The sequence below is a fragment of the Streptomyces sp. Tu6071 genome (assembly GCF_000213055.1).
In the GTDB taxonomy this organism is placed as follows: domain Bacteria; phylum Actinomycetota; class Actinomycetes; order Streptomycetales; family Streptomycetaceae; genus Streptomyces; species Streptomyces evansiae.
On sequence record NZ_CM001165.1, the window covers coordinates 3752335 to 3771574 of the forward strand.

Below are 19240 nucleotides of genomic sequence, written 5' to 3' on the forward strand. Positions count from 1 at the left end.
ACCTGTGTTACTACTAGTTGCAGAGGAAAGTTCACGCCTCGGCACGCCCCCGGGTGACACCCCCGGGTACGCCGCTGGTGCGCCCTCGGCACGCCATCGGTGCGCCCTGGACACGCCCTCGGCGCACCGTTCCGGCTCGCCCTTCCGGCACGCCCCCGGCGTGAACGCGGCGCACCGGCTCGCGTCCCCGGGCCGCCGCGCCCGTGTCCCACCCCCGTTCCCGTCCGTCCGGCACCGTCCGGAAGCACGAAGTACCTGGAGTCCCCATGGCAACCCTGCTGCACATCGACTCGGCCCTCGCGCCCCAGCAGTCCTCCTCGCGCGAGGTCGGCGCCGCCTTCGTCAAGAACTGGCTGGAGGCGCACCCCGGCGGCACCGTCGTCCACCGCGACCTCGCCGCGCACCCCGTGCCGCACCTCGGCTGGGAGGCCCTCTCGGCCGACTTCGTGCCCGCCGGGCAGCACACCGAGGAGCAGCGCGCGGCCGTCGCGGTGCGCGAGGAACTGGTCGCCGAGCTGGAGGCCGCCGACGCGGTGCTGCTCGCCGCGCCCATGTACAACTTCTTGATCCCCTCGACGCTCAAGGCGTGGCTGGACCAGGTCATCGTCGTCGGGCGCACCGGCGGTCCCGAGAGCACCGTCAAGGGGCTGCCGTTCACCGTGATCGCGAGCCGGGGCGGTTCGTACGCGCCCGGGACGCCGCGCGAGAGCTTCGAGTTCGTGACGAACTACGTCGAGAAGCTGATCACCGGGATGCTGGGGGCCGAGGTCGACTTCATCGTGCCGGAGCTGACGCTGGCGCCCGTCAAGGAGGAGATGGCGGAGCTGCGACCGCTGGCGCACGCGAGCCGCGAGAAGGCATTCGAGGAGGCGGACGTCAAGGCGAGGGCGCTGGCCGCGCGACTGACTGTGTGAGGTCTCACCCTCCGGCGGGGTTCCGGGGCTTCGCCCCGGGGCCCCGGCCCGTCGGCCGGCCTCGTGGTCAAGGCCCGGCCCGCCCCTCAGCCCGCGCCCCGGCCCGCCCCTCGGCCCGGTACGGATCGGCACCGACGCAAAAAGAGGCGGCACCGTTGTCACGGTGCCGCCTCTTACTGTGTGCGCGAGGGGGGAGTTGAACCCCCACGCCCTTTCGGGCACTGGAACCTGAATCCAGCGCGTCTGCCTATTCCGCCACCCGCGCATATTGGGTGTCTGCCGCCGTGTTGCCCTGGCGACATCAGAAGATTAGCACGCTGACCGGGTCGGATTCATCTCGCTTCCGGTGACCCCCACCACCCCGCCGGACCCGGCCCGGACAGGCCCGCCGCACCCGCGCGGGAGACCCGCCGCACCCGCGCACGGAGACCACGCGGAGAGACCTGCCACACCGTACGGACCGCCCCTCGCCCCCGCCCGACGCCGCCCCCACCCCTCCCCCCACAACGCCCCCACCCTCAGCGGAAGCCCCACCGCCAAGCACCCCCGACCCGACAACAGCCCCCGGCCGAAGCCCCACCACCACCCGCCTTCCGCCCCAGCGCCCCCGCTTTCCCCCCGCCGCCACGCGCTCCGAACCCCCCTGGCCACGCGCCCCCACCCCCGCCCGGAGCGCCCCCGCCCGCCCCCTTCGCTCCCGCTGTCGCCCCCGCCCCCGACCCCGCCCCCGCGCAGCTCGTGGCCGAGGTGGGGGACACTGGGCGGTGAGCGGCTTTACGATCCCTGTTCGAGAGGACGGGGGCGGAAGCGGTCCACGGTCCAACACCGCGTATCTGTACCGGATTCGGCGCACTCGCGGCGCTGTCGGCGGGTACGTCTTGTGAGGGGCGACACTCGTGACCGGGGGCGACAGGGGGAACCACCCGTTTTCCCCGCGCGTGGATACGATCAGTAAGCAGTACCAGTAGCGGTACGGACGAAGTACAAGACGCGGTACAGACGCAGTACAGCGACGAGCACGGCTTGGGAGGTGCCCTCATGGGAGTCATGAAACGGTTCGAGCAGCGCCTCGAAGGTCTGGTCAACGGCACCTTCGCGAAGGTCTTCAAGTCCGAGGTGCAGCCCGTCGAGATCGCCGGAGCGCTCCAGCGCGAGTGCGACAACAACGCGACGATCTGGAACCGTGACCGGACCGTCGTGCCCAACGACTTCATCGTCGAGCTGAGCGCCCCCGACTTCGAGCGCCTCAGCCCGTACTCCGGGCAGCTCGGCGACGAGCTGGCGGGCATGGTGCGCGACTACGCGCAGCAGCAGCGGTACACGTTCATGGGTCCCATCAAGGTCCACCTGGAACGTGCCGAGGACCTCGACACCGGCCTCTACCGCGTCCGCAGCCGCACGCTCGCCTCCAGCACGAGCGCCGAGGCGCAGCAGCAGGCCCCGCAGTCCCAGCCCCACGCCGCACCGCCCGGCTACGGCTACCCGCCCCGCCCCGCGAGCGCGCCGCCGATGCCCCAGGGACCGCCCCCCGGGCAGCCCCACGCCCAGCCGGTGCGCCCCGCGCCCGCGCCCGGCGGAGGTTTCGGCGGGCAGGACCGGACCAGACGCTGGGTGGAGATCAACAACAACCGCCACCAGATCACCCGCTCGACGCTGGTGCTCGGCCGCAGCACCGAAGCCGATGTGCGGATCGACGATCCCGGCGTCTCGCGCCGGCACTGCGAGATCCGGACCGGAACGCCCTCGACGATCCAGGATCTCGGGTCCACCAACGGCATCGTGGTGGACGGGCAGCACACCACCCGCGCTACGCTCCGCGACGGCTCGCGGATCGTCGTGGGCAACACGACCATTATTTTCCGGCAAGCCGAAGGGTGAAGCGGGGGCAATGTCAGAGCTGACCCTGACGGTCATGCGGCTGGGTTTCCTGGCTGTTCTGTGGCTGTTCGTCATCGTGGCCGTCCAGGTCATCCGCAGCGACCTCTTCGGTACGCGAGTCACCCAGCGCGGTTCGCAGCGCCGGGCCCAGCGCGGGGGTGGCGACGGGGGCAGGGCGCGCGCCGCGAGCAGCCCCCCGCCGCAGCGCCAGCAGCAGGGCGGCAGGCAGCGCCGGGGCGCGCCCACCAAGCTGATCATCAGCGAGGGCAGCCTCACGGGCACGACGGTCGCCCTCCAGGGGCAGACCATCACGCTCGGCCGCGCGCACGACTCCACGATCGTCCTCGACGACGACTACGCCTCCAGCCGCCATGCCAGGATCTACCCCGATCGCGACGGGCAGTGGATCGTCGAGGACCTCGGTTCCACCAACGGCACCTACCTGGACCGCAACCGGCTCACCACGCCGGCCCCCGTCCCGCTGGGCGCGCCGATCCGCATCGGCAAGACCGTGATCGAGCTGCGGAAGTAGTACGACAAATGAGCGAGCGGAGCGAGCGAACCCCGGCGGCCACGAAGGCGTCCGCCGCGGCGGTCCCCGACGCGGAACCGACCGTGCTCCCGACCGGAGGGTGGGCAGTGTGGCTCGACAGGACCGGTTGTCCCCGGACCAGCCGAGAGGCGAGGTACGCATGAGTCTTTCCCTGCGTTTCGCCGCCGGCTCGCACAAGGGCATGATCCGTCAGGGCAACGAGGACTCCGGCTACGCCGGTCCCCGGCTGCTCGCCATCGCCGACGGCATGGGCGGCGCGGCGGCGGGCGAGGTCGCCAGCTCCGAGGTGATCTCCTCGCTCGTCGATCTCGACGACGAGATCCCCGGCTCCGACATCCTCACCTCGCTCGGCGTCGCCGTGCAGCGCGCCAACGAGCGCCTGCGGCTCATGGTCGAGGAGGACCCCCAGCTCGACGGCATGGGCACGACGCTCACGGCGCTGCTCTGGACCGGGCAGCGCCTCGGCCTCGTCCACGTCGGCGACTCCCGCGCGTACCTCCTGCGCGACGGCGTCCTCACCCAGATCACCCAGGACCACACCTGGGTCGCGCGCCTCGTCGACGAGGGCCGGATCACCGAGGAAGAGGCCACGACGCACCCGCAGCGCTCGCTGCTCATGCGCAACCTCGGCAGCGCCGACCAGGTCGAACCCGATCTCTCGATCCGCGAGGTGCGCCCGGGCGACCGCTACCTGCTCTGCTCCGACGGGCTCTCCGGTGTCGTCAGCCACCAGACGATGGAGGAGACCCTCGCGAGCTACCAGGGCCCGCAGGAGACGGTCCAGGACCTCATCCAGCTCGCGCTGCGCGGCGGCGGCCCCGACAACGTGACGGTCATCGTCGCCGACGTCCTCGACGTCGACCACGGCGACACGATGTCCGTCGCCCTCAACGACACCCCCGTCGTCGTCGGCGCGGTCGCCGAGAACCAGCACCAGTCCCACGACGACGGCGCGATGCAGACCCCGGCCGGTCGCGCCTCCGGCCTCGGCCGCCAGGCGCAGGGCGGCGGCTACGGTGCCGCGGGCTCCGGCGCCGCGCCCTCGTACGCCCCGGACGACTGGGACGACGACGGCGACTACGGGAAACCGCGCGGCGGCAGGCGCTGGCTCAAGCGGAGCCTGTGGACCGTCGTCGCGCTCGCCGTGATCGGCGGCGGCCTCTACGGCGGCTACCGCTGGACCCAGAACCAGTACTACGTGGGCGTCGAGGACGACCACGTCGCCCTCTACCAGGGCATCAGCCAGGACCTCGCCTGGATCGACCTCTCGAAGGTCGACCGCTCCCACCCCGAGATCGAACTCAAGTACCTGCCGCCCTACCAGCAGAAGCAGGTCGAGAGCACGATCACGGAGTCCTCGCGCGCCGAGGCCCAGAAGAAGATCGACGAACTGGACACCCAGGCCGGGGCGTGCAAGAAGGACGCCGAGCGCCGCAAGGCCGCCGCCAGGGCCCAGGCCGAGAAGGAGGCCAGGGACAAGCGCGCGAAGGAGCAGCGGGAGAAGGAGCAGCAGGGCAGCGCGGGCACCCCGCAGGACGCCACCCCGGGCACCACGCCCGGCGGCACGAGCACCGCGAACCCCGTCGCCTGGCACGCCACCACGACCGCAGCAAGCCCGTCGCCCGGCCCCAGCCTCTCGGAGGAAGAGCAGAAGCTGGTCCCGCTGTGCGGAAAGCAGTAAGCACCACAGGGGGCCGGATCACACCATGAGCAGCAGTACGACACAGACCTCGACCATCGGTTCCATCGGCGCGCCCAGCCGCCGCAACACCGAACTCGCCCTTCTCGTCTTCGCCGTCGTCATCCCCGTCTTCGCCTACGCGAACGTCGGGCTCGCGATCGACGGCTCGCTCCCCGCGGGCCTCCTCGGGTACGGGATCGGGCTCGGCCTCCTCGCGGGCGTCGCGCACCTCGTGGTGCGCCGCTTCGCGCCGTACGCGGACCCGCTGCTGCTGCCGCTCGCGACGCTGCTCAACGGGCTGGGGCTCGTCGTCATCTGGCGACTGGACCAGTCCGAGCGGCTCCAGCAGGTGAAGACGTTCGCGCCCGCCGCGCCCAAGCAGCTCCTGTACTCGGCGATCGGCATCGCGCTCTTCGCCGCCGTGCTCATGGTCCTCAAGGACCACCGCATCCTCCAGCGGTACACGTACATCTCCATGGTCGGCGCGATCTTCCTGCTGCTCCTGCCGCTCGTGCCGGGGCTCGGCGTGAACATCTTCGGCGCGAAGATCTGGATCCGCGTCGCCGGATTCCAGATCCAGCCGGGGGAGTTCGCGAAGATCGTCATCACGGTCTTCTTCGCCGGGTACCTCATGGTGAAGCGGGACGCGCTCGCCCTCGCGAGCCGCCGCGTCCTCGGCCTGTACCTGCCGCGCGGGCGCGACCTCGGCCCGATCATCGCCGTGTGGATCATGTCGATCCTCATCCTGATCTTCGAGACCGACCTCGGTACCTCGCTGCTCTTCTTCGGGATGTTCATCGTCATGCTGTACGTGGCGACCGAGCGCACGAGCTGGATCGTCTTCGGTCTGCTCATGTCGGCGGCGGGCGCGGTCGGCGTCGCCTCCTTCGAACCGCACGTGCACAGCCGTGTGCAGGCGTGGCTCGACCCGGCGCACGAGTGGGAGCTGGCGAAGACGCAGCTCGGTCACACGCAGCAGTCGATGGAGGCGCTGTGGTCCTTCGGCTCCGGCGGCACCCTGGGCACCGGTCTCGGCCAGGGCAACTCGGACCTCATCGGCTTCGCCGCGAACTCCGACTTCATCCTCGCGACCTTCGGTGAGGAGCTGGGCCTCACCGGGCTCATGGCGATCCTGATCATCTACGCCTTGATCGCGGAGCGGGGGCTGCGCACCGCCCTCGCCGCGCGCGACCCCTTCGGCAAGCTCCTCGCCGCCGGTCTCGCCGGGGCCTTCGCGATCCAGGTCTTCGTCGTCGCGGGTGGTGTCATGGGCCTCATCCCGCTCACCGGTATGACGATGCCGTTCCTCGCGTACGGCGGCTCCTCCGTCATCGCCAACTGGGCGCTCATCGCCATCCTGCTCCGTATCAGCGATACGGCCCGCAGGCCGGCCCCGGCACCCGCACAGAACTCCGATGCCGAGATGACGCAGGTGGTCCGCCCGTGAACAAGCCGCTCCGTCGCATCGCCATCTTCTGCGGGCTGCTCGTCCTGGCGCTGCTGCTCCGTGACAACTGGATCCAGTACGTCAAGGCCGACAGCCTCCAGAGCGACACGAACAACCCGCGCGTCACGATCGAGCGCTACGCCCAGCCGCGCGGCGACATCATCGCGGACGGCAAGCCGGTCACCGGCTCGAAGAACACCAACGGGATCAGCTACAAGTACAAGCGGACCTGGAAGAACGGCCCCATGTGGGCGCCGGTCACCGGGTACTCCTCGCAGCTCATCGGCGCGACCCAGCTCGAAAGCCTCAACGACGACATCCTGACCGGCAACGACGACCGGCTCTTCTTCCGCAATCAGCTCGACATGCTCACGGGCAAGCCGAAGCAGGGCGGCAACGTCGTCACGACGATCAACACGGCCGCGCAGAAGGCCGCGTTCAACGGGCTCGGCTCCAAGAAGGGCGCCGTCGTCGCGCTCGACCCCTCGACGGGCGCGATCCTCGCGCTGGCCTCGACCCCCTCGTACGACCCCTCGTCCTTCGCCGGGATGTCCACCGAGGACGGCCAGACCTTCTCGAAGCTGGAGAAGAACAAGGACAAGCCGCTCACGAACCGCGCGCTGCGCGAGACGTACCCGCCCGGCTCGACGTTCAAGGTCGTGACGGCCGCCGCGGCCCTGGAGAGCGGCAAGTACCAGCCGGACCAGAAGACGGACACGCCGCTGCCGTGGATCATGCCCGGCACGAGGACGCCGCTGAACAACGAGGGGAACATCCCCTGCAAGGACGCGACGCTGCGCAACGCGCTCAAGTACTCGTGCAACACCGTCTTCGGCAAGATCGGCGCCGACCTCGGGCAGGACACGATGCTGGAGGAGGCCGAGAAGTTCGGCTTCAACGCCAAGCACGACGTCCCGGTGCGCTCCGCCGCGTCGAACTTCTCCAAGGACATGTCGCCCGACGGCGTCGCGCAGTCCTCGATCGGCCAGTTCAACACGGCGGCGACCCCCCTCCAGATGGCGATGGTCGTCTCGGCGGTCGCCAATGACGGCAAGCTCATGAAGCCGTACATGGTGAGCGAGCTCCAGTCGCCGAGCCTCGACACGATCGAGAAGACCGAGCCGAAGGAGATGAGCCGGCCGCTCTCGGCGGAGAACGCGCAGAAGCTCCAGTCGATGATGGAGACCGTCGTCAACGAGGGCACGGGAACCAACGCGAAGATCCCCGGCGTCACCGTGGGCGGCAAGACCGGTACGGCGCAGCACGGTGTCGCCAACAGCGAGCTGCCCTACGCCTGGTTCGTCAGCTACGCCAAGACCGACCAGGGTTCCCCGGTCGCGGTCGCCGTCGTGGTCGAGGACGGTGCCGCCAACCACGACGACATCTCCGGCGGCGGCCTCGCCGCTCCGATCGCGAAGTCGGTCATGGAGGCGGTCGTCAAGAAGTGACCCGTTCGTGCCCCGGAAGCGTGCCCCGGCGGTGCGGGCGGTGACCGAAATCGCCCCTCACGGGTGAAGCCGGTCACGGGCCGGCCGCATCCGCGCACGTGGCGGTACCGGTCCGGTATCAGCTTCCCGGTCCGGGCCGGGAGGCGTGGTACGGGGCGGGTACGGTAAGCCGGACAGCACACCGCCGGACCACACACGGGTGCGGTCGGGATCGACGGAGAGGGCTGGATCAGTTATGGAAGAGCCGCGTCGCCTCGGCGGCCGGTACGAGCTGGGCCACGTGCTCGGCCGCGGTGGCATGGCCGAGGTGTACCTCGCCCACGACACCCGTCTCGGCCGCACCGTCGCGGTCAAGACCCTGCGCGTCGATCTCGCCCGTGATCCCTCGTTCCAGGCCCGGTTCCGGCGTGAGGCCCAGTCCGCCGCCTCGCTCAACCACCCGGCGATCGTCGCGGTCTACGACACCGGCGAGGACTACGTCGACGGCGTCTCGATCCCGTACATCGTCATGGAGTACGTGGACGGCTCGACGCTGCGCGAACTCCTGCACTCGGGGCGCAAGCTGCTGCCGGAGCGCTCGATGGAGATGACCATCGGCATCCTCCAGGCGCTGGAGTACTCGCACCGCGCCGGGATCGTGCACCGCGACATCAAGCCCGCGAACGTCATGCTGACGCGCACCGGGCAGGTCAAGGTCATGGACTTCGGCATCGCCCGCGCGATGGGCGACTCCGGTATGACGATGACGCAGACCGCCGCGGTCATCGGCACCGCGCAGTACCTCTCGCCCGAGCAGGCTCAGGGCGAGACGGTCGACGCGCGCTCCGACCTGTACTCGACGGGCTGCCTGCTCTACGAACTGCTCACCGTGCGGCCCCCGTTCATCGGGGACTCGCCCGTCGCGGTCGCCTACCAGCACGTGCGGGAGGAGCCGCAGCCGCCGAGCGTCTTCGACCCGGAGATCACGCCCGACATGGACGCGATCGTGCTGAAGGCGCTCGTGAAGGACCCGAACTACCGCTACCAGTCCGCCGACGACATGCGCGCCGACATCGAGGCGCTCCTCGAAGGCCGTCCGGTCGCCGCCAGCGCCGCGATGGGCATGGCGGGCGCGGGCGGCGGCTACGGCTACGGCGACCAGCCGACGCAGGCGTTCCACGCGCAGAACGGCGGCGCGGGCCCCACCTCGATGCTGCCCCCGGTCAACCCGGACGACGGCGGCTACGGCTACGGCGAGGAGCCGCGCGGACGGCGCAGGCAGGCCCCGCCGAAGAAGAACCACACCTCGACGATCCTCCTCGTCGTCGCCGGTGTCCTCGTCCTCGTCGGCGCGATCCTCATCGGCAGCAAGTTCATCGGGGGCGACGACAAGACGAGCGACAAGATCGCCGCGCCGAGCTACGTCGGCAAGACCTTCGCCGAGGCGAAGCTCATGGCGCAGAACAACGGCGACTTCGACCTGAAGAGGGTCAGCGAGCCCTGCAAGGACCAGCCGGCGAAGAAGGTCTGCAAGCAGGACCCGGTCGCGGGCACCGAGGTCGACAAGGGCTCCACGATCACCCTCACCATCTCCACGGGCGCCCCCAAGGAGACCGTCCCCGACGTCACCGGGCTCACCTACGAGACGGCACAGGCCAAGCTCCAGAAGCTCGGTTTCGAGGTGAAGCAGGAGACGAAGGAGTCGGAGCAGAAGGAGGGCGTGGTCATCGAGCAGAGCCCGAACGGTGACACCGACCTCCAGATCGGCAAGACGATCACGCTCACCGTGGCGCGCGCCAAGGAGATGTCCACGGTCCCGAGCGTCGTCAACCAGAGCTGCGACGACGCGACGGCCCAGCTGGAGAAGAGCAAGCTCAAGGCGAACTGTGTCGAGAAGGAGAACGACACCGTCCCCGAGGGCACCGTCTTCGAGCAGAGCCTCGCGCCGAACACGCAGGCCGAACCGGACTCCGTGGTGACCCTCTCGGTCGCCAAGAAGCCGGAGGAGCAGGAGCCCGAGAAGGTCAAGATCCCGGACGACATCCGGGGCAAGACCCTCCAGGAGGTGCAGGGCATCCTCGGCGGCCTCGGCCTCCAGGTGAACGTCCAGCCGGGGCTGCCGGGCGACCCGGGCTCGAAGGTCATCAACTCCAACCCGGGACCGGGCACGGAGGTCGACAAGAACACGCCGGTGACGGTCTACACGATGCCGTGAGCCGGTAGGGCTGTACGCGTACGAGGAAGGGGCGCCCCCGCTGTCAGGGGGCGCCCCTTCCTCGCGGGCGCGGGCGCTCCGTACGCGTACGTACCGCCTTCGTACGCGCGCCGTCCGCACGCGCTCCGCCCGCGTGAGCGCTCCGTCCTCGGCCGCGCCCTCTTCGTCCTCGCGGACCCGCTACCGCAGCTCCGCAGGGAGCGTCCGCTCCGCGTCGACCTGGTCGACCCGTTCGAGCTTTCCCCACACGATGTACCGGTAGGTGGACGTGTAGACCGGCGTGCACGTCGTGAGCGTGATGTACCGGCCGGGCTTCTTCACGCCCGCCTTGCCCGGCACCTGGTCGAGCACCTCGACGTCGTACTTCGAGGTCTGCGGAAGGATCGCGAAGACGCGGTAGACGTACCAGCGGTCCTTCGACTCGAAGACGATCGGGTCGCCCTTCTTGAGCTTGTCGATGTTGTGGAACTTCGCGCCGTGCCCGTCGCGGTGCGCGGCGAGCGTGAAGTTCCCCTTCGCGTCCTGCGGCAGCGCGGACTTGACCGGGTCGGTGTAGTAACCGGCGACGCCGTCGTTGAGGATGTCCGTCGAGGTGCCCTTCCTGACCAGCACCTCGCCGTTCTTCATCGCCGGTACGTGCAGGAAGCCGATGCCGCTCTTCGTGTCGAGCGCCCCCGGCCCCCCCTTCGGCGGCTGCGCCCAGTGGTCGCGCACGCGGTCGCCCTGGCGGCCGGCCTCGTGGTCGGCGACGACGTTGGTCCACCACAGCGAGTAGACGACGAAGAGGGCGAGGACGAGCCCGGCGGTGATCAGCAGCTCGCCGAGGAAGGCGACGAACCCGGCGGCCCTGCTCCGGCGCGGTCGCCCGGCGGGCCCGGACGGCCCGGTGGCCGCCCCGTCCGCCGGCGCCGCCTCGTCCCTGGTTGCCGACACTGTGTACGCCCCGTTCCTCGGCCCGCGCGCTCGCTCACAGCAGCGCGTCGGGCTTGCCTTCGCCGCGCGGCCGTTCCTCGACCATCTTGCCCCAGACGATCATCCGGTACGTACTGGTGAATTCAGGGGTACAGGTCGTCAGGGTGAGGTAGCGACCCGGCTCCGTGAAGCCCGATCCGGCCGGTACGGGGCGCAGAACGGCGGTGTTCGCGGGCGAGGTCTGCGGCAGGATGCTCGTCATCTTGTACACGAAATACGTATCGCGGGTCTCTACGACAATCGGGTCGCCCGGCTTGAGCCGATTGAGGTAACGGAAGGGCTCCCCGTGCGTGTTGCGGTGCCCCGCGAGCGCGAAGTTGCCGCTCTTCGCGGCCGGCATCGCCGTCTTGAGCGCGCCCTGTCCGTAGTGGCCGACCATCCCCTTGTCGAGGACCTTCGCCTTGCTGACGCCCTCGGCGATCGGCACGACGACGTCGAGCTTGGGGATCGTGAGGATCGCGAAGCCCTCGCCGGGCTGGAAGGCGCCGGGGCTGCGCTTGCCGTCCGCCCAGTCGTCCTGGAGCCGGTGCGCGGCGCCGTTCGCCTCGTGGTGCGCGCGCACGTTCGTCCACCAGAGCTGGTACGCGACGAAGAGGAGCATCACGAGGCCGAGCGTGATGAAGCCCTCGCCGAGCGCCGCGCTCGCCCGCGTCCCCGCACTCGGCCTGCGCGCCCGCTCCGCCCTGCGGGCCTCGACGCGCGAGAGGGGGCGCCCGTCCTGCGGGCTGTTCGCGGCGCTCGCGGCGACGGGAGCGGCGGCTCCGGCGGCTCCGGCGGCGGTACGGCGGTGCCCCCCGGCCCGGCGGCGGCCCTGGCCGGTGCGGGGCGACCCGGCGGAGCCCGTACCCCTGCCGCCCTTCGCGGCGGCGCGGCGGCGTGCGGCACGGCCCTCGCCGGGCAACGGGGCGGAGGCGGGCGGCACGGCGGCCGGGGACCGCGCGGGGACGGCCCCCCGCGCGTCCAGGAGGCCCGCCGGGAGCCGCAGGGCCATCGTGGACTCGTCGCGAGGCCCTGGGACCCCGGGAGCCCCCGACTCCTCGTGCCCCTGCGCCTGTGCCCGCGCCCGCGTCTGGGCCTGCGCGGGTCCGGGAACGACCGGCGTGCCCATGACCGGCGTGTCCGTTAACGGCGCCCCCGGCTCGCGTCCCGTCTCGTGCTCGGGCCGCAGCGCGGTCACGCCGAGGCCCTGCCCACCACCGGCGCGAGTCCGGCCGAGCGGCCGACCGCGCCCGTGTCGCCGCAGGCGGTGAGCCAGTTGGCGAGCATGAGGTGCCCGTGCTCGGTGAGCACCGACTCGGGGTGGAACTGCACACCCTCGACGGCGAGTTCGCGGTGGCGCACGCCCATGATGATCCCGTCGCGGGTGCGTGCGGTGACCTCCAGGACGCCGGGCAGTTCGGCGGGCTCGGCGGCGAGCGAGTGGTAGCGCGTCGCGGTGAAGGGCGAGGGGAGCCCGGAGAAGACGCCCCCGCCCTCGTGCAGCACCTCGGAGGTCCGCCCGTGGAGCAGCTCGGGGGCCCGGCCCACGACGCCCCCGTACGCGACGACCATCGACTGCATCCCGAGGCAGACCCCGAAGACGGGCAGCCCCGTGGCGCCGCAGTGCCGCACCATCTCGACGCACACCCCGGCCTCCTCGGGGGTGCCGGGGCCCGGGGAGAGGAGGACGCCGTCGTAGCGCGCGGGGTCGGCGTCGGCGGTGCTCACCTCGTCGTTGCGCAGCACCTCGCACTCGGCGCCGAGCTGGTGGAGGTACTGGACGATGTTGAAGACGAAGCTGTCGTAGTTGTCGACGACGAGCACCCGGCTCGCGGTACGGGCGGGGGCCTCGGTGGTCATCGCGCTGCTCGCATTCCCTGGTCGACGGTGACGTCGTTGAAGGGGAGCAGCGGCTCCGCCCACGGGAAGACGTACTGGAAGAGGAGGAAGACCACGGCGAGGGCGAGGACGAGCGAGAGCAGCGCCTTGATCCACGTGTTGCCCGGCAGATGCCGCCAGATCCACCCGTACATGTGCCGCGCCGCCCCTGCTGTCGCTCTTGCCGCTGTGCCGTTCCTTGCCGTCACCCCGGCCTTCCCGAAGGCTCCGAGGGTGCGGCCCCAGCCTAAAGGGACGGGGGCCGCTCGCGTGGGCGTGCTGCGGAAAGCCTTGGTGCGGCGCGAGGGTGTTCTTTACCCTGCGGGGCCGCGCGAGGCCTTGCGGGACCGCGCGGCGCCTCAGTCCACCGGCTGCGCGTAGTGCAGGTCCACCGTGCCCGTGTACCCGGGGAGGGTCTTCGTGCCCTCGTCCTCGGCCTTCCAGCCGAGCCCGTAGGCGTTGACGTAGAGCATGTAGTTCTGGATCGCGGAGGACTCCGAGAGAGCCGTCCGCAGGTCGTCGGGGTCACCGACGGCGGTGATCTTGTAGGGCGGCGAGTAGACGCGGCCCTGGAGGATCAGGGTGTTGCCGACGCAGCGCACGGCGCTCGTGGAGATGAGCCGCTGCCCCATGACCTCGATGCCGCGCGCCCCGCCCTGCCACAGCGCGTTGACGACCGCCTGGAGGTCCTGCTGGTGGATGACGAGGTCGTTGGGCTGCGGCTCCGGGTAGCCGGGGAGCTTGGGCCCGGCGTCCGGCGGCGCGTCCTGGAGCGTGACGGAGACCGTCCTGCCGCGCACAGGTCGCGTGCCCGCGCGGTCCTCGATCGTGGTCAGCCGCTGGTCCTCGGCCTCGCTGCGCCCGTCGTCGCGGGCGGCGAGCGATTCGACGCGGCGGCGCAGCGCGGCGTTCTCGTGCTCGGCGTCGCCGTTCTTGTCGCTGCGCTCCTTGATGAGGTCGGAGAGCTTGAGGAGCGAGGCGTCGGTGCGGATGTTGGTGCCGCGCGCGGTGTGGAAACTCGTGAAGAAGATCAGCCCGGCGAGGGCGAAGACCGCGAGGGTGAGGATTCTCGCGGGACGGAAGCGGAACCCGTGGCCTCCGGGGCTGGATCGCTTCGGGGGGGAGTCGGCAGAATTGCTCAACGTACCCTGATCTCCTTCGGCGCCGTGGAAGCACTACGCTAACGGACGCCCGGAGGGCCCCGGGGTCCGCCCGAGCGCCCGAAGAGCGCCCGCCCCGTTCCCTGCGGCCGGCCTCGCACGGCTCCGCACCGAACAGCGCATCGACAGGAGAGCCCCCTCGTGCCGAAGTCCCGTATCCGCAAGAAGGCCGACTACACGCCGCCGCCCGCAGCGAAGCAGCAGGCGACGACGGTCAAGCTCAGCAACGGAAGCTGGGTCGCCCCGCTGATGCTGGCGATGTTCGCCCTCGGGCTCGCCTGGATCGTCGTCTTCTATGTGACGGACGGCAGTCTGCCGATCGACTCGCTCAACAACTGGAACATCCTCGTCGGCTTCGGCTTCATCGCCGCGGGCTTCGGCGTATCGACCCGCTGGAAGTAGTGCGCGGGCCGTACCGGCCGGGGTCCCGATCCACCGCGACCCCGGCCTTCGGCGTGCCCGCGCACAGGTCCGCGCACAAGCCCTGCCCTGAGTTATCCACAGCGCTATCCACACTGGGGAAAAGTTCAGACGATCTGTGGATAACTCTCGGAGAGTTGACGCCGGTATGACCGCCGGAGGCACGGGCGAAGCCCTCTAGCGCGCACGTTCGAACGCGGGCCACCCTGCCGACTTCTCGTGAACCCGCAGGTCGCAGCGGGTGCCGCAAGCCGCACCCGAGCCGCCCTGCACCGAATCCACACCCCGCGCCGCTTCCCGTGTACGAGCTGTGGACAACTCCGCCCGAACATTCGAACACCTGTGCATAACCGGGGAGCGGGGGCCCGCTCAGGTGAGGCACCCGGTAGGGGTCAGGTCAGGGCGGCGGTACGGGCGAGGACGCAGACGACGAGCCCGGCGAGGACGACGGCGCACGTCCCCCACTGCACGAGCGCGCGGTGTCGCCGGGGCGCGTAGACGAGCCCGGCGGCGACGAGCACGCCGACGACGAGGCCGCCGATGTGGGCCTGCCAGGCGATGTTGCTCCAGCCGAAGGTGATGATCAGGTTGATCACGAGCAGCGCGACGAAGGGCCGGACGTCGGCCCGGACGCGCAGCACGAGGATGCCGGTCGCGCCGAAGAGGCCGAAGATCGCGCCGGAGGCGCCGAGCGAGGCGGCGTTCGGGGCCGCGAAGAGGTAGCTGGCCACGCTGCCGCCCACGGCGGCGATCAGGTAGAGGGCGAGGAAGCGCGCCCGCCCGAGCATCGACTCGATGGCCGGGCCGAGGAACCACAGGCTCAGCATGTTGACCGCGATGTGCCAGATCTCCTGGTGCAGGAAGGCGGCGGTGAGCAGCCGGTACCACTCGCCCTCGGCGACCCCCACGAGGTGGTCGGCGCCGTAGTAGGGAAGTGCCCGCCCGAGCATCTCCAGGTCGTCGAGCAGCCGCTGCTGGTCGGGCACGGCCTGCACGAGCAGGAAGACCGCGAGGTTGAGCGCGATCAGGATCTTGGTGAACAGCCGCGGATCGCCTTGCACCACGCCCCCGGCGAGGGTGCGTGGCCGCGCGTCCCCGCGCGGTGTGCGGCCCGTACCGCTGCCGCCCCGCTGCCACGGACGGGGCACGCGCGCCGCGGCGCTCGCCCCGCCGGGCGCCCCCGCCGGGACCGGCTCCGGGCCGCCGCCGCCCTGCCGGACGCAGTCGGGGCACTGGAAGCCGACCGAGGCGCTGATCATGCAGTCCGTGCAGATGGGGCGCTTGCAGCGGGTGCAGCGAATGCCCGTCTCGCGGTCCGGGTGGCGATAGCACGCGGGGGCGCCCGCCTCGGGCCCGCCGGGTCCCGTCGGCTCCCCGCCCGGCCCACCGGCGCTGCCGGGCTGGTCCTTCGGGTCCATGGGGCTCCTCCCTGAGCCGAGTGCGCCACCGCCGCTCGGCGGGGTCGGGACGTGGGCACGCCCCGTCCCCCTTGACGGATGGACGGGGCGTTTTGTTCCCGCGCCTGGTGTCCGCGCCCGGTTGCCGCGCGGGGACGTGCGAGAGCGGCCTCAGCGGCTCTCGATCACCACGTGCTCGATGACGGCGTCCTTGAGCGGACGGTCGGTGCGCGGGTTGGTGTCGGTGGTGGCGATCGCGTCGACGACCTTCTGGCTCGCCTCGTCCTCGACCGCGCCGAAGATCGTGTGCTTGTTGTTCAGCCAGTCCGGCTTGCTCACGGTGATGAAGAACTGCGAGCCGTTGGTGCCCGGACCCGCGTTCGCCATGGCGAGCAGGTACTCGCGGTCGAAGCGCAGGTCGGGGTGGAACTCGTCGGCGAACTGGTAGCCGGGGCCGCCGGTGCCGTTGCCGAGCGGGTCCCCGCCCTGGATCATGAAGTTCTCGATCACGCGGTGGAAGATCGTGCCGTCGTAGAGCGGCGCGTTGGTCTTCTCGCCGGTCGCCGGGTTGACCCACTCGCGCTCGCCCTTGGCCAGCTCGACGAAGTTCGCGACCGTCTTCGGGGCGTGGTTCGGCAGCAGCCGGACCTGGATGTCGCCGAAGGTGGTCTTGAGGGTGGCGTAAAGCTGCTCAGCCACGATGTGCCTTCCGTTGTCCTTGAAGCTCTCGCCCCGATCCTCGCACGGACGACGCCAGGAGCCACGTCCCGTCGAACCTCTGTACGGGGACGGACGGGGCCCTCCGGCCTGTCCGGGCCCCGCCGCCGACCCCCTCCTGAGTCCCTGCTGACCCGGATGGCCCGCCACTTGGCCCCCTCACGGCGATCCGGCGGGCATGATCGCGCCGGGGGTGGAAAGGTGAAATACCGTACGCCACCGAGGAGGAGGAACCCGTGACACGCATCGACAGCGTGCGCGCCGCGACGGGCTCGGCGAGGGAGAGCGTGCAGCACGCCGCGGAAGCGGTTGCTCCCTACGCCGACACCGCCCGAGAGCGCGCCGCACTCTACGCCGGAGAGGCCCGCGCCCGGCTCGCGCCGAAGGTCGCCCAGGCCGCCGACCAGGCCAAGGTCCAGTACGACGCCTACCTGGCCCCGCGCCTGGAGCAGGCCCGTACCCACATCCCGCCGCGCTTCGACGAAGCGGCGCAACAGGCCGCGGTCCAGGCCCGCAAGGCGGCCAAGCACACCCGTAAGGCGGCCCACCAGGCCGCCGACTACTCGCGTCCGCGCATCGAGCAGGCACGCGCCGCCGCGACCCCGGTCGCGGAGGAGGCGAGCGCGCGCAGCGCCGCGGCACTCGCCGCACTGCGCGGCCAGGTCTCGCCGAAGGACGTGAAGAAGCTCGCCAAGAAGAACCAGCGCCGTCGCGGCGGCGGCTTCTTCAAGGGCATCGCCGTCGTCACCCTGCTCGCGGGCGGCGCCTACGCCGCCTGGAAGTGGTGGGACAAGCAGGCGAACCCGGACTGGCTCGTCGAGCCCCCGGCCCCCACCGAGGTCCCGGAGGACGGCAGCCACCTGAGCGCGGTCGACGGGAGCCTCGACGCCGAATCCCCGTCGAGCGCCGAGCCGAAGGGCTGACCCACCGGCCCTCCCGCACGCGTACGCCCCCGGACGGAACCCTTCCGTCCGGGGGCTTTGCACGCGCCGGGCGATGTTCCCCGTGGAACAGGGGCGAGCCGGGAGCGCGCGATGTTTCACGTGGAACAAGGACGCCCGAGGCCCGCGTGATGTTCCACGTGAAACATGGGCCAACCGGACCAGGGCGATGTTTCACGTGAAACATCGCTCCGCGCGGTCGGCCCGCCCCGCCGCCTCAGACCGGCAACTGGTCCACGTACCGCTTGGCCATCACCAGCGAGACCCCCGGATGGCGCTCCCGCACCTCCTTGACGGCCGCGATCTTCCCGCGCTCGCGCGCGACCTCCCGCACCCGCCCCGCGTCCACCTGCCGCCGGAAGCTCTCGTAGGACCCGTACCGCTCCTCGAAGGCCCGCGCCTGCCTCCGCGTGCCCAGCCGGCTCAACACCACGGCCACCAGGACCACGACCATCCCGCCGTACAGCACCACGTCACCACTCATCGCCATCCCCCTCGCCCTGTCGTTTCCCGGTCTCCTCCCCAGCCTTCCCGGCGGCGAACCCGCCGTTCCCCGGCGAAGGGCACGGCGAAGGGCACGGCGGGCGCGCACGGCGGCTCATGGACCCGGCCCACGCGAAAGCCCCCCTCGCACGCGACGAGGGGGGCTCTGACCTGCGGTGGACCCTAGGAGAGTCGAACTCCTGACATCCGCCATGCAAAGACGGCGCTCTACCAACTGAGCTAAGGGCCCTGGATGCCGTACCAGCGCCGGAACCGACGCTGACACCTGGCACAGGATAGCGGTACACCCCCCGGCTTCCGCAAAAGCGATACCGGGGGCGCGGCAGGACGTCGTTGGGGCTGCCCTCGGCGCGGGCCGCTCCGTAGGATGCGCTCAGGCACGTGGGGCCGGAGCGGGACCGGGGAACGGACCGCCGCCGCACGGCCGGTGGTTCGCCCGTACGAACCGCGCCTGTGGGGAAGCCAAGGGGAGACGCACCATGGACGCAGCACACCAGGAAGCGGCGGCGAGAGCGGCGACGGCGGAGAGCGCCCGGCTCCCGCAGCCCGCCGCGGAGAGCGCCCGGCTCCCGCAGGAGAACGTCCCGGAGGCGGCACGCGCGCACGAGGACCGGGACCGTCATCAGGAAACCGCCGCGAAGTCACGGGAGTTGCAGCGCGTCTGGTACGGGGAGCCGCTCGGCACGCTCTTCCGCCGTCTCATCGACGACCTCGGCCTCAACCAGGCCCGCCTCGCCGCCGTCCTCGGCCTCTCCGCGCCGATGCTCTCGCAGCTCATGAGCGGCCAGCGCGCCAAGATCGGCAACCCGAGCGTCGTCCAACGGGTCCAGCTCCTCCAGGACCTCGCGGCGCAGGTCGCCGACGGCAGCGTTCCCGCGGCCGAGGCCACCGTGCGCATGGACGAGATCCGCGCCTCGCGCGGCGGCTCCGTGCTCTCGACGGGCCAGACCGGCTCGACGAGCGGCGGAGCCCCCACCGTGCGCCGCGTCGTCCGCGAGATGCAGGCCCTCCTGCGCTCGGTCGCCTCCGCACAGGACATCGTCGCCGCCGCCGCGCTCATCGCCGACGACCACCCCGAACTCGCCGAACTGCTGCGGGTCTACGGGGCCGGGCGCACCTCGGAGGCCATCGACCACTACGCCACCCACCAGGGCTGA

18 protein-coding genes and 2 tRNA genes are annotated in these 19240 nt (G+C 71.1%); 10 read left to right on the forward strand and 10 right to left on the reverse strand.

Features of this window, described 5'->3' with window-relative positions:
* Positions 1 to 266 precede the first annotated feature (266 nt).
* Positions 267 to 914, forward strand: coding sequence for an FMN-dependent NADH-azoreductase (locus tag STTU_RS15480; protein ID WP_043255304.1), 648 nt, complete (start codon positions 267 to 269; stop codon positions 912 to 914).
* A gap of 181 nt (positions 915 to 1095) precedes the next feature.
* Here the strand turns inward: STTU_RS15480 and STTU_RS15485 are convergent.
* A tRNA-Leu gene (locus tag STTU_RS15485) sits at positions 1096 to 1179 on the reverse strand.
* A 773-nt stretch (positions 1180 to 1952) separates the two neighbouring features.
* Between STTU_RS15485 and STTU_RS15490 the strand changes: the two genes are divergently transcribed.
* The 6 genes from STTU_RS15490 (at position 1953) to pknB (ending at position 10115) form a co-directional block, all read left to right on the forward strand.
* The gene (locus tag STTU_RS15490; RefSeq protein WP_009067364.1) at positions 1953 to 2792 is read left to right on the forward strand and encodes an FhaA domain-containing protein; all 840 of its coding nucleotides are present in this window, start codon (positions 1953 to 1955) and stop codon (positions 2790 to 2792) included.
* Between the two features lie 10 nt (positions 2793 to 2802).
* Positions 2803 to 3324, forward strand: a complete 522-nt coding sequence (locus STTU_RS15495) for an FHA domain-containing protein FhaB/FipA (protein WP_007824441.1) — start codon at positions 2803 to 2805, stop codon at positions 3322 to 3324.
* A gap of 160 nt (positions 3325 to 3484) precedes the next feature.
* Positions 3485 to 5026: a PP2C family protein-serine/threonine phosphatase gene (locus tag STTU_RS15500; protein WP_043255306.1), complete on the forward strand. Its 1542-nt coding sequence runs from the start codon at positions 3485 to 3487 to the stop codon at positions 5024 to 5026.
* 25 nt (positions 5027 to 5051) lie between these two features.
* The gene (locus tag STTU_RS15505) at positions 5052 to 6473 is read left to right on the forward strand and encodes an FtsW/RodA/SpoVE family cell cycle protein (RefSeq protein ID WP_007824444.1); all 1422 of its coding nucleotides are present in this window, start codon (positions 5052 to 5054) and stop codon (positions 6471 to 6473) included.
* Positions 6470 to 7921, forward strand: coding sequence for a peptidoglycan D,D-transpeptidase FtsI family protein (locus STTU_RS15510; RefSeq protein WP_043255308.1), 1452 nt, complete (start codon positions 6470 to 6472; stop codon positions 7919 to 7921). The genes STTU_RS15505 and STTU_RS15510 overlap by 4 nt, the downstream gene beginning before the upstream one ends.
* 235 nt (positions 7922 to 8156) lie before the next feature.
* Positions 8157 to 10115: a Stk1 family PASTA domain-containing Ser/Thr kinase gene (gene pknB, locus STTU_RS15515; RefSeq protein ID WP_007824448.1), complete on the forward strand. Its 1959-nt coding sequence runs from the start codon at positions 8157 to 8159 to the stop codon at positions 10113 to 10115.
* 180 nt (positions 10116 to 10295) lie between these two features.
* Here the strand turns inward: pknB and STTU_RS15520 are convergent, their stop codons facing one another.
* The 5 genes from STTU_RS15520 to STTU_RS15540 all read right to left on the reverse strand — a co-directional run bounded on the left by STTU_RS15520 (position 10296) and on the right by STTU_RS15540 (position 14086).
* A complete protein-coding gene (locus STTU_RS15520; protein WP_007824450.1) occupies positions 10296 to 11048 on the reverse strand; it encodes a class E sortase in 753 nt (250 codons plus the stop codon).
* Between the two features lie 34 nt (positions 11049 to 11082).
* Complete coding sequence (locus STTU_RS33130) at positions 11083 to 12195, reverse strand: class E sortase (RefSeq protein ID WP_007824459.1); 1113 nt, start codon at positions 12193 to 12195, stop codon at positions 11083 to 11085.
* 65 nt (positions 12196 to 12260) lie between these two features.
* Positions 12261 to 12926 carry an aminodeoxychorismate/anthranilate synthase component II gene (locus STTU_RS15530; RefSeq protein WP_010264299.1) on the reverse strand — a complete coding sequence of 222 codons (666 nt, stop codon included), beginning with the start codon at positions 12924 to 12926 and terminating at the stop codon, positions 12261 to 12263.
* Entirely contained in the window at positions 12923 to 13099 is a 177-nt protein-coding gene (locus tag STTU_RS34940) for a hypothetical protein (protein WP_007824463.1), read from the reverse strand. The genes STTU_RS15530 and STTU_RS34940 overlap by 4 nt, the downstream gene beginning before the upstream one ends.
* A 204-nt stretch (positions 13100 to 13303) precedes the next feature.
* Positions 13304 to 14086 carry a DUF881 domain-containing protein gene (locus STTU_RS15540; RefSeq protein WP_007824465.1) on the reverse strand — a complete coding sequence of 261 codons (783 nt, stop codon included), beginning with the start codon at positions 14084 to 14086 and terminating at the stop codon, positions 13304 to 13306.
* Positions 14087 to 14245: 159 nt separating this feature from the next.
* Here STTU_RS15540 and crgA point away from each other — a divergent pair, with 159 nt between their 5' ends.
* Complete coding sequence (crgA, locus tag STTU_RS15545) at positions 14246 to 14506, forward strand: cell division protein CrgA (protein WP_007824467.1); 261 nt, start codon at positions 14246 to 14248, stop codon at positions 14504 to 14506.
* A gap of 410 nt (positions 14507 to 14916) precedes the next feature.
* On the opposite strand, the gene STTU_RS15550 is transcribed toward crgA, so the two are convergent.
* Positions 14917 to 15942: a rhomboid family intramembrane serine protease gene (locus STTU_RS15550; RefSeq protein WP_007824469.1), complete on the reverse strand. Its 1026-nt coding sequence runs from the start codon at positions 15940 to 15942 to the stop codon at positions 14917 to 14919.
* A gap of 150 nt (positions 15943 to 16092) precedes the next feature.
* Positions 16093 to 16620 (reverse strand): peptidylprolyl isomerase, encoded by a 528-nt coding sequence (locus STTU_RS15555; RefSeq protein ID WP_007824471.1) that lies wholly within the window; start codon positions 16618 to 16620, stop codon positions 16093 to 16095.
* 254 nt (positions 16621 to 16874) lie between these two features.
* Between STTU_RS15555 and STTU_RS15560 the strand changes: the two genes are divergently transcribed.
* Positions 16875 to 17561, forward strand: coding sequence for a DUF5324 family protein (locus STTU_RS15560; protein ID WP_007824473.1), 687 nt, complete (start codon positions 16875 to 16877; stop codon positions 17559 to 17561).
* A 235-nt stretch (positions 17562 to 17796) separates the two neighbouring features.
* Here the strand turns inward: STTU_RS15560 and STTU_RS15565 are convergent, their stop codons facing one another.
* Both STTU_RS15565 and STTU_RS15570 read right to left on the reverse strand, forming a co-directional pair.
* Positions 17797 to 18063, reverse strand: a complete 267-nt coding sequence (locus STTU_RS15565; protein ID WP_234019240.1) for a hypothetical protein — start codon at positions 18061 to 18063, stop codon at positions 17797 to 17799.
* A 176-nt stretch (positions 18064 to 18239) separates the two neighbouring features.
* Positions 18240 to 18312, reverse strand: a tRNA-Ala gene (locus STTU_RS15570).
* A 250-nt stretch (positions 18313 to 18562) separates the two neighbouring features.
* On the opposite strand from STTU_RS15570, the gene STTU_RS15575 reads away from it, so the two are divergent.
* Positions 18563 to 19240: a helix-turn-helix domain-containing protein gene (locus tag STTU_RS15575; RefSeq protein WP_007824477.1), complete on the forward strand. Its 678-nt coding sequence runs from the start codon at positions 18563 to 18565 to the stop codon at positions 19238 to 19240.